This window comes from Massilia sp. ZL223, assembly GCF_018119395.1.
GTDB lineage: Bacteria > Pseudomonadota > Gammaproteobacteria > Burkholderiales > Burkholderiaceae_D > Telluria.
The window spans coordinates 60,006-74,042 of the sequence record NZ_JAGPWD010000004.1; the positions used below are offsets into that span (position 1 = coordinate 60,006).

General features: G+C 66.1%; 9 protein-coding genes and 1 pseudogene. 3 read left to right on the plus strand and 7 right to left on the minus strand.

Going from position 1 to position 14,037, the window contains the following annotated elements; all coding sequences use genetic code 11:
* Positions 1-9: 9 nt before the first annotated feature.
* The 3 genes from KBW95_RS04215 to KBW95_RS04225 all read right to left on the minus strand — a co-directional run bounded on the left by KBW95_RS04215 (position 10) and on the right by KBW95_RS04225 (position 6,010).
* On the minus strand, positions 10-966 hold the full coding sequence (locus KBW95_RS04215) for an LD-carboxypeptidase (protein WP_229429542.1): 957 nt from the start codon (positions 964-966) through the stop codon (positions 10-12).
* A 260-nt stretch (positions 967-1,226) separates the two neighbouring features.
* Positions 1,227-4,043 (minus strand): TonB-dependent receptor domain-containing protein, encoded by a 2,817-nt coding sequence (locus KBW95_RS04220; RefSeq protein ID WP_373888753.1) that lies wholly within the window; start codon positions 4,041-4,043, stop codon positions 1,227-1,229.
* 188 nt (positions 4,044-4,231) lie between these two features.
* Positions 4,232-6,010 carry an ABC transporter substrate-binding protein gene (locus KBW95_RS04225; RefSeq protein ID WP_211522937.1) on the minus strand — a complete coding sequence of 593 codons (1,779 nt, stop codon included), beginning with the start codon at positions 6,008-6,010 and terminating at the stop codon, positions 4,232-4,234.
* Between the two features lie 187 nt (positions 6,011-6,197).
* Here KBW95_RS04225 and KBW95_RS04230 point away from each other — a divergent pair, with 187 nt between their 5' ends.
* The 3 genes from KBW95_RS04230 to KBW95_RS04240 all read left to right on the plus strand — a co-directional run bounded on the left by KBW95_RS04230 (position 6,198) and on the right by KBW95_RS04240 (position 10,479).
* Positions 6,198-7,436 (plus strand): nucleoside recognition domain-containing protein, encoded by a 1,239-nt coding sequence (locus tag KBW95_RS04230; RefSeq protein WP_211522938.1) that lies wholly within the window; start codon positions 6,198-6,200, stop codon positions 7,434-7,436.
* 8 nt (positions 7,437-7,444) lie between these two features.
* Positions 7,445-8,929 carry a D-alanyl-D-alanine carboxypeptidase/D-alanyl-D-alanine-endopeptidase gene (gene dacB, locus KBW95_RS04235; RefSeq protein WP_211527564.1) on the plus strand — a complete coding sequence of 495 codons (1,485 nt, stop codon included), beginning with the start codon at positions 7,445-7,447 and terminating at the stop codon, positions 8,927-8,929.
* A gap of 413 nt (positions 8,930-9,342) precedes the next feature.
* Positions 9,343-10,479 (plus strand): diguanylate cyclase, encoded by a 1,137-nt coding sequence (locus KBW95_RS04240; protein WP_211527565.1) that lies wholly within the window; start codon positions 9,343-9,345, stop codon positions 10,477-10,479.
* A 1-nt stretch (position 10,480) separates the two neighbouring features.
* Here KBW95_RS04240 and KBW95_RS04245 read toward each other — a convergent pair whose 3' ends face one another.
* The 4 genes and pseudogenes from KBW95_RS04245 to KBW95_RS04260 form a co-directional block, all read right to left on the minus strand.
* Positions 10,481-11,422, minus strand: a complete 942-nt coding sequence (locus KBW95_RS04245) for a polysaccharide deacetylase family protein (RefSeq protein WP_211522941.1) — start codon at positions 11,420-11,422, stop codon at positions 10,481-10,483.
* Entirely contained in the window at positions 11,422-12,033 is a 612-nt protein-coding gene (locus KBW95_RS04250; protein WP_211522942.1) for a M15 family metallopeptidase, read from the minus strand. The genes KBW95_RS04245 and KBW95_RS04250 overlap by 1 nt, the downstream gene beginning before the upstream one ends.
* Positions 12,034-12,939, minus strand: a complete 906-nt coding sequence (locus KBW95_RS04255; RefSeq protein ID WP_211522943.1) for a LysR family transcriptional regulator — start codon at positions 12,937-12,939, stop codon at positions 12,034-12,036. It abuts the gene before it with no gap.
* A 322-nt stretch (positions 12,940-13,261) separates the two neighbouring features.
* Positions 13,262-14,029, minus strand: a pseudogene (locus KBW95_RS04260) (N-acetylmuramoyl-L-alanine amidase); the annotation flags it as partial.
* Positions 14,030-14,037 lie beyond the last annotated feature (8 nt).

The window sequence follows — 14,037 nt, forward strand, 5'->3', positions numbered from 1 at the left end:
TCCTCCGGTTCAGGACACAGCGGCTTCGAGCAGGGTCAGGGTCTGCCGCCCGGTGTCGAGGCTAGCCCTGACGCCCATCGGCAGGGTGAACTGGTTGCGGATATGGCCGATCGAGTAGCCGCTCACGGCCGGGACGACCAGGGGCTTGAGGTGCAGGTCGAGCGTCTGGTCGAGCGTCAGCGAAATCTCCTCATGGTCGGGGCCGCAGTTGTCGCAGATGCCGATCATCAGGGCGGCCGCCTTGTCGAAGCCGAGCGCCAGGTCGAGCTGGGTCATCCAGCGGTCGATGCGGTAGGGCGCTTCGTTGACCTCTTCCAGGAACAAGATGCAGTCGCGGTAATCGCACGCATAGGGCGTGCCCGCCAGGGCCGCCACCAGCGACAGGTTGCCGCCCATGAGCGGCCCGGTAGCCACGCCGGCGGTCACGGTGCGGATGCCGTAGTGCGGCTCGCTCAGCGCGCGCCTGGCGTTCTCCTCCGCCATCGGGATCGTGTAGGTGGGCTGCGGATCGGTGAGCACGGCCATCATGTGCTCGCGCGAGTAATCCGACATCGTCGACGAAGCCACGGGTCCGTGGAAAGTCACCAGGCCGGTGCGCTTGGTGATGGCCAGGTGCAGGGCCGTGATGTCGGAGTAGCCGAGCAGGACTTTCGGGTTCTTGCGGATCAGTTCGTAGTCGAGGCCGGCCAGCAGCGAGATGCAGCCGGAGCCGCCGCGGATCGGCCAGATGGCTTTCACCTCAGGATCGGCGAACATGGCGTGCAGGTCGGCCAGGCGCTGTTGCACGGAGCCGGCGTAGTTGCCGAATACCGAGCGCAGGTAGGCGCCGGTCTTGACCCTGAAGCCGAGCGATTCGATGTTGCGCACGGCTTTCTCGATGGAGCGGTCGTTGGTGTAGCCGCCCGGGGCGATCAGGCCGACGACATCGCCCTGGCGCAGGCGTGGGGGTTTGATGAGCTGTTTCATGGGGCGATGGGGCGAGCGGCGGCGAGCGGCGTAAGCAGCGCCAGGTAGCGTAGCGGACAAGGTGGCTGCGACAAGGGCGCCGAAGCCGCGGCGGTCGATCTTCATGGACGCTTACCAACGTCGTCCCGGCGCAGGCCGGGATGACGTTCGAAGGTTGTGGGACATAGCGACTGTAGCCACTACTCCTCTTTCACAATAAAAAACGGCCCGCGCCGAAGGCGCAGGGCGCCTTGCGGACGACGGGCCGCCAACGGGGCCAATCAGAAGAACTTGTAGGTCGCCATCAGGGTGAACGAGCGGCCACGCGGGTCGGCCACGCGTGGTTCCCACGAGCTGCCGGCGCCGGTGTTGGCGTCGTAGGTGATCGCGAACGGCGGATCCTCGTCCAGCAGGTTCTTCACGCCGGCGGTCAAGGTCAGGTTCTTGAAGCCGGTGTAGTTCACACTCAGGTTGTAGATCGAGTAGGCGTCCACTTTCGGGTTGTACTCCGACGGCGTCACACGGCCGTTGGCCACGCCCGGCAGCACCTGGTCGTTATACCCCGAGCGGTAGATGTTCTGCAGCATGCCGCTCCAGTTGCCGTACTTGTAGGTCGCGTAGGCGCTGTGCTTCCACTTCAGGCCCAGGTCGCCGGTGAACAGGAAGCGGCCCACTTCGCTCTGGCCGAAGGGCGCGCCGGCGGCGACGCGCGATTTCTTCTCCAGCAGGCGCGAGCCGTCGATGCCCAGGCCCCACTGCGAACCGGTGCTGAACTTGCCGTTCAGGCGCGCGCCCACTTCGACGCCGCGCGTAATGCGCTCACTCGTATTCACCCAGCGCTGGTCGATCTGCAGCAAGGTGCCGTCCGGCGCGCGCAGGAAGAAGTCCTTGAAGTAGTCGTAGTTCGCCACCATGGTCTGGACGTTGAACGAGTCGATCGTGTTCTTCCTGCGGATTTCCCACAGGTCGGCGCTGGCCGAGAAGAAGTTCGCCGGCTCGAAGACGACGCCGATGCTGCCTTGCTTCGCGGTCTCGGGTTCGAGACCCAGACGGCCGCCGTTCACGGTTTCCGGATTCACCACAGCGCAGCCCGGCTTGGTGCTGTCGGCCTTGCCGCCCGGGCAGCTGGCCGGATCGGCGATATCCCTGCTGGAGTACGGCGACACGGTGCGGCCATTGAACAGCTGGCTGAACGACGGCGCGCGGAAGCTCTCGTTGTACGAGCCGCGGAACATCAGCGAAGCCAGCGGCTGGTAACGGAAGGAGACCTTCGGATTGGTGGTGGCGCCGAAGTCCGAGTAATCGTCGCGGCGCAGGGCGATGGTCAGTTCCAGCGCCTTGGTTACCGGTACCAGAACCTCGGTGTACACGGCCTTGATATCGCGCTTGGCGCCGCCGATCGCATTGACGTCGTCGAACGGGGCATTGAGGATCGCACGGCGGCTGGCGAGATCGCGCTCGTCGCCGTTGAACTTGTATTCCTCGCGGCGCAGGTCGGCGCCGACCGCAGCCATGACCGAGCCGGCCGGCAGCTTGAAGATCTCGCCCGAGACCGCCGCATCGAACTGGGTCAGGGTCGAGGTGCCGCCGTACAGCACCACGCCGGCGGCGGAAGTGGCCTTGATCAGGTCAATGGCTTCCTGCGACTGGGTCTGGCCCGGCATCAGGAAGGGATTGACCTTGCCCGAACCCAGCGCGGCAGCCAGCTGCGCCGTGTAGTTGTAGCCGCTGCCCAGGGTCGATTTCGATTCGCTGGAGGCGCGCGACAGGCCGACACGGTAGTCGAAGGTACGGCCGAACAGGGTCAGCGGACCGTCGGCGCCGACCAGCACGCGGCCAGCCTTGGTTTCGGTCTCGATCTCGCGGTTGCCGCACTCCATGCAGCGCCAGCGGTAGGCGATCGGCTTGCCGTAGTTGGCTGCGACGTTCGGGAAGACCTTGACCAGGGCATTGTAGACGTCGTTATAAGCCGCGCCGGTGCTCGGATAGAACGAGCTTGCGCCGAAGGTCGCGGCGTTCGGCGAGATCTGGTTCGGCGAGAAGCGCTTGGACACGTCGACGCGCGAACCGAGCGCCTCGGCGAACAGCTGATGCTGGCCCACGTTGAAGGTGGCGCGCGCCAGGGCATTGGTGTTCTTGACCGGCTGCTGCAGCACGGCCGCGCGCCCGGTATCCCAGGCGCAGCCATAGGCGGCGCTCGGCGTATCCCACAGCTTCTCGTCGTAAGGACCCATGCCGTCGATGCTGTTGCAGCCAGGGCCGCCCGGCAGGTCCAGCAGGCTGATGCCGTTGAAGGTGGTGGCGCCGCTCAGCAGGTTCGGTCCCACCGTGGTGGAGAAGATGTTGGCGTGCGGTGCGCCGCGAGTGTCGACCGACACGCCGCGGTTCGGCTGGAAGGTGTTGACGAAGTCGCGCTGGTCGCCGCGCAGGGCCTTGTTCTCGCTGTGCGCGAAGGTCGCCAGGACGTTCCAGCCATCGTTGTCGAGGTCGCCCCAGCCGCCGGTGAGCGTGGCGCGGCCGATTTCGCCGCCGCTCGCTTCGGCGACGTCGATGAAGGACTGGGCTTCCAGGCCCTTGTAGTTCTTGCGCAGGATAAAGTTGATCACGCCGCCGATCGCATCGGTGCCATAGGTCGAGGAAGCGCCATCCTTCAGCACTTCGACACGCTCCACCGCCGCCATCGGGATCGAGTTCAGGTCGACCGCCGAGCCGCTCATGCCGTGGGTCGCCACGCGGCGGCCGTTGAGCAGGACCAGGGTCGAGTCGGCGCCCTGGCCGCGCAGGTTGGCGGAGGACGCGCCGTTCCTGCCGCGCTGGGAGCCCGAGGTCACGTCGGCGTTCGATGCCAGGTTGTCCGAACCGTTGGCGTTCACGTTCAGGGTCGCAATCAGCTGCTCGGCGGTCACGATACCCTGGTCTTCCAGCTGCTTGCGCGAGATGATCTCCACCGGCAGCGCACCTTCCTTGGCGATGCGCTTGATGCTACTGCCGGTGATCTCCACCCGTTGCATCCCCTGCACCTGCGGCTGCTCCTGCGCTACCGCCGGGCTCATCACCCCGATCAGGGCGATCAAATGTGCCAGCTTCTTTACCTTCACGCGTTTCTCCTAATATTTCCCTTGGTCTGCGAACCCGGAACCGGGTCTGCTCCATGCGCAATGTCTTAGCATTCCGCCATTTTTATTGATTCAGGGTACGCCCAACAATTTGGGCCTATCCAATGAATAATCCGGAGGCCAGTATAACTAAGGGGAATGTTTTCTTTAGGAAAAACTCACTCTTTCCCTTATTTCGCTCTGGAGCTACGTGCTCTTTCCGCAACATCGACATCCAGATAACGCCAGGTCGTGAATTCCACCGGATGGCGTTTGTAGTTTTTCAACCACGGATGACGCAAATCGCCCGACAGGACATGGGTCAGCGGCACCCAGGGGTTGTAGGCGTGGATCAGCTGGTTCATCTCAAAATACAGCTTCTGGCGCGCCGGGCCGTCGCGTAACAGGCGCGCCTGCTCGTAGCGCTGGTTATAGGCCGGCAGGTTGAAGCGCGCATAGTTGGCGCGTCCCGCGTTGGGGCCGTAGAGCAGCTGGTAGAAGTTGTCGCCGTCGGGGAAATCGGCGATCCAGTTACTTTCGAACATCTGCACCGTGCCCAGGCGCGACGCCTTGATGATCTCGGTCTTCTTGTCCGACTTGAACACCACGCGCAGGCCGATGCTGTTCAGGCACTTGCGCCACAACTCGTCGCGCAGGCGTCCGCCGACGGTGGCCTCGCTGTGCATGGTCAGGGTCAGCGGCTTGCCGTCCGGGGCGCGGCGAAAGCCGTCCGGGTCGCGCCGCGTGTAGCCGTGGCGGTCCAGCAGCGCGTTCGCCAGGAGCGGATCGTAGGGCACCGGGCTGCGGTAGTTCGGGTCGTAGCCCAGCACGTTGGGCGGCAGCGGCGATTCGGCCTTGATCGCGAAGCCTTTCTTGAGCAGCGCGATGTCCTCGGCATTGTTGTAGGCCATCGAGATCGCGCGCCGCAGCGCCACCTTGTCCTTGCCGTAGCCGCCGACCACCGGGTCGTTCATGTTCATCCACATGTAATAGGTCTGGAGCACCGGGAAGCGCGACAGCACGATGCCGCGCGCCGCCAACTCCGGCTTGAGCTGGCCGTCGCGCACCACCATGTCGGTCATCGACTCGGGAATCTGCTCCAGGTAGTCGTATTCGGCGTTCAGGAAGCCCAGCATGCGGCCCTGGAATTCCTCGGCGATCTTCACCTCGACCCGGTCGACCCGCGGCAGGCGCTTGCCTTCCAGCGCGCCGGCGATCGCCCGGTCTTCCGGGTTGTCTCCCGGCGTGGCGTGGAACACGGCCGTCGAATCCGGATTGGCCAGCAGGACGATGCGGTCGCTGCGCTTCCAGTCGCCGATCATGAAGGGGCCGGTGCCGACCGGATGGTTGCCGGCCTGGCCCGGATAGGCCTCGATCACTTCGCGCGCCACCACGCCGGTGGCGGCGGTGGCGAGGTAGAACAGGAAGTTGTTGTCCGGCGCGTTCAGGCGGATGCGCAGGGTATGGCGATCAAGCGCCTGCAGGCCGGCGACGGGAACATCGTGGCCGAAGCGCTTGCGCAGGACCTCGTCGCCGGCGATCTTCCCTTCGAACATATAGGCCCAGGGCGACTTGAGCGTGGGGTCGTACAGGCGCTTGATGCTGTAAACGTAGTCCTGGGCCGTCACCTCGCGCCGCGCGCCCTTGAAGGCCGGATCGGGCGTGAACAGGATGCCGGGGCGGATGCGGAAGGTATAGGTCAGCCCGTCCGCGCTCACCTCAGGCAGGGCTGTGGCCGTGTTCGGGCGCAGTCTGGCCGGGCGCGCCAGGTAGTCGTAGCGCAGCAAGGGGTCGAACAGGTTTTCCAGCAGCGACAGGGTGGCGTTGTCGGAGGCGACCGCCGGGTCCAGCCCGGTCTCGCTGGTGGACAGGAACATGCGCAAGACCTTCTCTTCCCCGGGCGCTGCCTGAGAGGCGGCGCCGCACAGCAGTGGTAGCAACATGGCAAGGGTAGTCAGGCGGAGTTTCATGGCGGCGGGTCCTCGAAAGCGTTGCGTATCATATGCGCGCCTGCGCGGGCCAGGCAAATGCGATAGCGCGGCAGCGCAGGCTTATAACTTTTTCGCATGGCGCGGCTGCATTCTTTCATCGTGGCAGCACGAACTCGGCCTATACTCTCCGCTGCACAATCTGCTGTACCTCTGCGGCGACCGACTCATGGCACTCAATTACATCTGGACCGGCTTCTTCCTCGTGGGCTTCATTGCGGCGCTGGCGCAATGGCTCTTCCTTGGCGATACAGAGATCTTCAAGCGCATCATCGACGGCACCTTCGACTCGGCCAAGTTGGCGGTGATGGACATCGCCCTGCCGCTGGCCGGCGTCATGACCTTCTGGCTGGGGATCATGAACGTGGGCGAGAAGGCCGGGGCCATCCGGGTATTCGCGCACGTCATCGGCCCCTTCTTTTCGCGCATCTTCCCGGGCGTTCCGCGCGACCATCCAGCCAACGGCCACATGGTGATGAACTTCTCGGCCAACATGCTGGGCCTGGACAACGCCGCCACCCCCTTTGGCCTGAAGGCGATGGAGAGCCTGCAGTCGCTGAATCCGAAAAAGGATGAAGCCACCGACGCCCAGCTGATGTTCCTGGTGATCCAGACCTCGGGCCTGACCATCATTCCGCTGGCCGTCATGGCCCAGCGCGCGGTGCTGGGCGCCGCCAACCCGGCCGACATCTTCATCCCGACCCTGATCGCAACCTATACCGCCACCATCGCCAGCATCATCGCCGTCGGCCTGCGCCAGCGCATCAACCTGCTCGATCCGGTGGTATTCGGCTGGATCGGCGGCACCGCCGCGCTGATCGCCTCGATCGTGTTCAGCTTCACCTACTTCCTCGACAAGGCGCAGATCCAGCTGGTCTCGAACGTGATCGCCAACCTGGTCCTGTTCTCGGTCATCGCCGCCTTCATGACAGGCGCGGTCATCAAGAAGGTCAACGTGTTCGAGAACTTCATCGAGGGCGCCAAGGCCGGCGTCGAGACCTCGATCAAGATCATTCCCTACCTGGTCGGCATGATCGTCGCCATCAGCGTGGTGCGCAATTCCGGCGTGCTGGGCCTGATCGTCAGCGGCTTCGCCTGGATCTTCAATGCGCTCGGCCTGCAGACCGACTTCGTCGGCGCCCTACCCACCGCGCTGATGAAATCCCTGTCCGGCAGCGGCGCGCGCGCCATGATGATCGACGCGATCAAGACCTACGGCGTGGATTCCTTCGTGGGCCGGCTGTCCAGCATCCTGCAGGGCGCGTCCGACACCACCTTCTACATCATCGCGCTGTACTTCGGTTCGGTCGGCATCCGCAAGACCCGCTATGCGGTCAGCTACGGCCTGCTGGCGGACCTGATCGGCATCATCGCCGCCATTTTCGTCGCCTACCTCTTCTTCGGTTAAGGAGTCCCATGCTGCGCCGCCTAGCCCTTGTCGCCGCCCTGTTCGCCGCCCCGGCCTTCGTCCACGCCCAGCTGCCGGAACCGGTGGCCCAGGTCCTGGCCCGGAACGGCCTGCCCCAGGATGCGCTCGGGGTGCTGGTGCTCAAGGGCGACGCGGTGGTGCTGTCGCACCAGGCCGGCCTGCCGATGCAGCCCGCCTCCACCATGAAGCTGGTGACCACGCTGGTGGGCCTGGAGCGCCTCGGCCCCGTGTTCCGCGGCCGCACCGAGCTGCGCACTACGGGCGAGATCGAGGGCGAGGTCCTGCGCGGCAACCTGATCCTGAAAGGCGGCGCCGATACCGACCTCTCGGGCGAAGCGATCGAAACCATGCTGCGCGCCCTGCGCTACCAGGGCGTCAGGCGCATCGAGGGCGACCTGGTGCTGGACCGCCAGCTGTTCCAGCCGGCGCGCCAGGACCTCGGCGCGCCGCCTTTCGACGAGTCGCCGGAAGCCTATTACAACGTGATTCCGGACGCCCTGCTGGTCAACAAGAACATGGTGCAGGTCGACATGCGTTCCACCGCCAGGCGCCTGCAGCTGCGCATGCAGCCGGAGCTGGAGCGGGTATCGATTGGCTCCGACATGACCCTGGTCGATGCCGACTGCGCCAAATGGGAGGACGGCTGGAAGCTGCCCGAAGCGGTGCGCGGCAAGGACGGGCGGATCCGCATTGTCCTGCACGGCACCTTCCCCAGGAACTGCAACCGCAGCTACAGCATCAACGTGCTGGACCGCGACGACTACGTCGGCCGCCTGGTGCGCCAGACCTGGACCGCGCTGGGCGGGCGCATGAGCGGCAAGACCGTCGAAGGCGTGACGCCGCCGGAATCGGCCCTGCTGGCCGAGCACAGCTCGCGCATGCTGCCGGAGCTGGTCCGCGACATCAACAAACCCTCGGACAACGCGCTGGCGCGCACCCTCTTCCTGAGCCTGGGCAGCCTGCAGGCCGACCCCGCCAGCGGCAGCACCGCCCTGCCGCCCCCGCTTGAAGGTGAGACCACCTTCGTGCGCGCCGACGCCGCCGTGCGCGAATGGATGCGCAGCCAGCGCATCGACGACACCGGATTCGTGATCGAGAACGGCTCGGGCCTGTCGCGCATCGAGCGCATCAGCCCGAACCAGATGGGCTACCTGCTGCAGGCCGGCCTGCGCAGCCCGTGGGCGCCGGAATTCCAGGCCAGCATGCCGATCGTGGCGATGGACGGCACCATGCGCCGCCGCCTGCACGGCAGCCCGGCGGCCGGGCGCGCGCGCCTCAAGACCGGCACCCTGCGCAACGTGACGGCGCTGGCGGGCTATGTGCCGGATGCGAACGGGACTCTGTGCGTGTTCGTGGCCATGGTCAACAGCGAGCAGGCGGGGAATGGCAAGGGGCGCGCGGTGCTCGATGCGCTGGTGGATTGGGTGGCGCGCTCGGGAGCGCCTGCTCAGGAAGTGCAGGCTGCGCCGTAATTGTTGACCTTAGCGGTACGCTTACAAACTTGGGTTCCGGCCTCCGCCGGAACGACGGTTTTGAAGTTGGCGACTACGAAAGTGTCCGTTTGCCCGCTCCCTCAGCACGTCGTTCCGGCGAAGGCCGGAACCCAAGTTTCTTAGCAACTCGACACATCAACAAAAACGCCGGCCCAGCCGGCGTTTCACGTTAACCACCCTAAGCACATCCTTTAAAGATCAACGACTTACGCGAAGCTGACGCCGAAACCGCACTAATATTTATAACAGTAAAAGAGTTTGAACACGATGTTGCAAATGAGTTAGCTTTCGTGAGATTTGAGCAAGGTCAAAGCTGTCAGAATGCGCAAACAACCTATCTGCATACGCCGATTTCCCACGTTTCCGCGGTTCCGCCACCACCACCGATTGCCATGCACACCCTTTCGCTCACTGGTGAGTTCGTTCATCCCGCCACGGAATCCGCCTTCCTCGAACACCAGCTGGCGCGCACCCGCGCGCTGCTCGGCTTCACCCTGCTGTTCTGCACCTTCTTTTACCTGTGCTTCTTCGTCACCGACGTGGCGGCGCTGGGCATGGACACCGCGCTGGCGGCGACCTTCCCCGCGCGCCTGCTGGTAGCGCTCACCGCAGGCAGCTGCGCCTGGCTGGCCTACCGCCGGCCGCTGTCGGTCCGCACCACCTGGCTGGCCGCCACCGTCGCCGAAACCGTGGCGCTGGCGAGCTTCATGCACATCGCCGTGCAGCGCCCGCAGGAGTTCCACTGGCACGCGATGTCGCTGGCGATCATGCTGGTCGTGATCTACCTCTACATTCCGAACCGCCTGAGCCACGCGATCGTGCTGGCGGGTACCGCCACCGGCGTGTTCCTGGGACTGGTGCTGCGCCTGACCGCCATGTCCTTCGCCGACATCCTGACCATGGGCCTGCTGCTGGTGCTGGTGAATACCTTCGGCGCGCTGGCGGCGCGGCGCTACAACCACGTGTCGCGCGAGGAGTTCCGCCTGCAGACCGACCTGAAGGAAGTCGCCGAACGCGACCACCTGACCGGATGCTACAACCGGCGCTACCTGCACCAGCACCTGCTCGGCCTGGAACTGTCGCGCGCGCGGCGCTTCGGCCGTCCCCTGACGGTGGTGCTGTGCGATATCGACAACTTCAAGCTGATCAACGATAACTTCGGCCACACCAAGGGGGACGAGGTGATCAAGGCCTTCGCGGACCTCCTGGCCGGGGCCACGCGCGACCAGGTCGACACGGTGGTGCGCTATGGCGGCGAGGAGTTCCTGCTGATCCTGCCCGAGACCGATCTCGCCGGCGGCGAGCACCTGGCGGAGCGGCTGCGCGAGGCCTTCGCGGCGGACCGCCTGCTGCTCGGCGATAACGCGTTCGGGCTGCGCACCACCGCCAGCTTCGGTGTGGCCTGCTTCGATTTCGCCAACTCCCAGGTGAGCTACAACCTGCCGGACCTGATCTCGGCGGCCGACAAGCTGATGTACGAAGCCAAGCGCAGCGGCCGCAACCGCGTCGAGTCGATGGAGCTCAAGTAGGCTAGTAGCCTTTTTTCTTCAGCAGCTCGATCTCGGCATCGCCATCGTCCATCAGGCGCGGCCCGATGTCGGCGGTGCCCAGCCCCAGGCTGCGGGCCATGGACAGCAGCAGGCTCTGGCCGGGCACGTCGCGGCTCGGGGCCAGCTGGTAGACCGGGTCGGCGAAGGCCTCGTCCGGCGTGACCAGGCTCCAGTCCATCTCCTTGAACTGGGCGATGACGTCGTCCAGCCACAGCGCATTGATCAGGTTATGGTGCAGCAGCAGCACCTGCGGGATGTCCCTGCCCTGCAGCCTGCGCGCCAGATCGCGGTAGGCCAGCGCGCGCTGCTTCACGTGGTCGAGGTAGGCCTGGCGGATCGGCGCCAGCTCGGCATCGGTCGCATCCGGCTTGCGGTCCAGGACCTCGATCAGCTTGTCGTTCAGGCGCCAGTCGCTGGTGTCGAGCGTGACGTAGCCGTTGCGGTAGCCATGCTCACGCAGGAAGGCGCGCATGCCGTCGCGCTTCTCAGGCGTGTTCCCTTCCCGCAGGTAGGTGAAGCGGAACCACTTGCGGTAGCCCGGCAGGGCCGCGATGACGCGGTCGCAGTCGAGCAGCTCCTGCTGGTACTGCGCCAGGCTCACCTTCGCGTTGTTAAGCGAGGGATGGGTCATCGTGTGGTTGCCGATCAGGTGCCCGGCCCGGCTCCAGGCCTGGGCCAGCGCCAGGCCTTCCGGACGGTCGGCGCCGTTGCCGGCGGTGACGAACAGCGCGGCCTTGAGCTTGTGCTTTGCCAGCGCGGCCAGCATGGCCTCGTTGCGCGCCTGCGGCGACAGGCGCGGCGTGCTTGCCAGGGTAGGTCCGTCGTCGAAGCTGAAGGCGACCGGCTGGGCGTGCAGCGGCGCCGCCGCCAGGCCGAGCGCAAGCAGCGCGGCGCGCACCAGGCCGGCAAGAGAAAACGTCATCAGAGCACGCGCCGGAAAGTGCGGCGCACCAGCTCGCGGTCGCCGCAATCGAAATGCCACCACTCGGTGTTGATGCCCAGGAAGCCGGCCTGCAGCATCGCTTCGCGCAGCAGGCGGCGGTTGGCGACCTGCTCCTCGGTCAGCTGGCCGGCCTGCAGGAAGCCTTCCTCCAGCGCCGGATGCGAGAGGTTGGTCATGTCGTCGAAGCCGGTGCCCATGTCCAGCTCCCGCCCCTGCGCGTCGAGCAGGGTGATGTCGAGCGCCATGCCGTAGGAGTGGATCGAGCCGCGTTCCGGGTTGGCCAGGTACATCTGCAGGCCAGTGCCTTCCAGCGCATCCCATAGCTGCTGCTGCACGCGCTGCGGACGCAGGGCGTCCAGCACCAGCGGGGTCAGGTCGGGACGGCGCTCGGCCAGCCAGGCGACCACTTTCTCGAGGGCGCTGGCGGCGTCGACGTGCAGCCAGGCGCAGTCGTAGGGCGAATACAGGTCGCGTCCGACGAAGTTGTTGTCCGTGGCGTAGCGCAGGTCGACCTGGATGCCGGCGATGCTGCTCAGGTGGCGGAATTCGGGGCTGCCGGCGATCTCCTCGCTGGCCACGCTCAAGCTCATTTACGTACAACCCTTTTCAAGACAGGCGCGCGCGGTCGCGCCGATACAATTGGCCAGCTCGCGCGCCCCGTGCGAGAGCGGCGAATGGCTGGCGGTCAGCAGGTACAGGTTTACCGCGATGTCCGGCTCCCACGGACGGCAGATCACCTTGGCCGGCGAGGCCGAGGCGGCCGTGAACGGGTCCAGCACGGCGGTGCCGGCGCCCGCTTCGACCAGCGAGCGGGCGATCTGGTAGGTCTGCACGACGGTATTGAACACCGGGTGCACGTCGGCCGCTTCGCAGGACGCGGTCATCAGTTCGCCGAGCGGGTCGCCGTCGTTCAGGCCGATCAGTTCGCCCTTCAGGGCGGCGGGAGAAACCGGTTTGCCGCGCTCTTCCTCGCCCCAGGTGCCGATCGGCGCCATCACGGTCAGCAGGCCGTGCGCGATCGGCTCGGCCACGATGCCGGGGTGGCGCGGGTCCTGCAGCGACAGCGCCAGGTCGGCTTCGCCCAGGCGCAGCACGTTGACGATCTCGCTGGTGTGGTGGGTGGCCAGTTCGCAGCGGGTCTGCGGGAATTCGCGCCGCCACTGGGTCATGGCGCCGGGCAGCACGCTCATCGCGATGGTCGGCGTCGACACCAGGCGCACGGTCTCCACCGCGCGTCCCTTGAGGCTGGCGGCCAGGCGGCGGATGCCCTGCAGGTCGCGGTTGAGCTTTTCGGTTTCCGCGAACAGGCGGTGCGCTTCCGGCTTCGGATACAGCTTGCCGCGCACCCGCTCGAACAGCGGCATGCCCAGCTGCAGTTCGGCGTGCTGGAGCACCTTGGTCACCGCCGGCTGGGAAATGTGGAGAACCTGGGCGGCACCGCTGATGGTGCCGACCTGCATGATGGCGTGGAAAACTTCGATATGACGCAGGCGCATCGCTAATCCTTCAGTGAGAGCCGCGCAAGACGCGGATTTTCCGAAGGATACAGCGAAATGGCGCGCACCGCGACCGTCACGGCGTTGTCACCGGCGAGGGGCCGGCAGGCGCCGGCACGGGCGGAGGCGGCGGGGCGGCGGGCGCCGGGGCCGTTTCGGGAACCACCGGCGTGGGCGCGACCGGCACGGGCGGCGCCGGGACGCTCGGCGCGGTCAGCGGCGCAGGCGACGGTGGTACTGGCGGGACGGCCGGCGTCGGCGGGACCGGCGGCACCGGCGCAGTCGGGACCGGGAACACCGGCAGCGGCGCATTCGGCGGCGTGGTCAGCACTTCGAGCAGGGTCGCGGTCTCGGCATCCGGGTTGCCGGCATAGTCGGCCGGGCGGTATTTCATCTGGAAGGCGGCCAGGGTGGTGCGGGTCGCCTCATCCAGCACGCCGGTCTGCGGCAGCGAGAAACCGTGCATGACCAGCTTGCGCTGGAACCAGCCGGCGTCCGGCAGGAAGGCGTCGAAGGCTGGGCGCACCAGGGCCACGCGCGCGGCGTCAGGCCATTTCACCAGGCCTTCCTGGGCCAGGCGCTGCCACGGGAACAGCGGGCCAGGGTCCTGCTTGCGCAGCGGCGCGATGTCGCTGTGGCCGAGGACGTTTTCCGGCGCCACGCCGTGGCGCTGCACGATGTCCTTCACCAGCCCCACCAGGGCGTCGACCTGGGTTTGCGGGAAAGGCGCGAACACGCGGCCGTTCGGGGTGTCCTTCCAGCCGGCGTTGACGATCTCGATGCCGATCGAGCTGTTGTTGAGCTGGGTGTAGTTCTTCCAGCTCGAGTTGCCGGCGTGGTAGGCCGCGCGGGTTTCGTCCACCAGGCGGTAGATCACCGGCTCGGGGTCGTCGGTCAACAGGTAGTGAGCGCTCACCTGCTGCTCGGTCAGGATCTTGATCGAGGACGGCTTGTCGGCCACGGTGTAGTGCAGCACCAGGAAGCGCACGCGGCTGGACTGGCCGACGGAGTTGTAGGTGGTGTCGTAGCGCGGTCCGGTGGCGCAGCCGGCCAGCAAGGCGAGGGTAAGGGCGGCGATCAGGGTTTTCATGGTTCTTC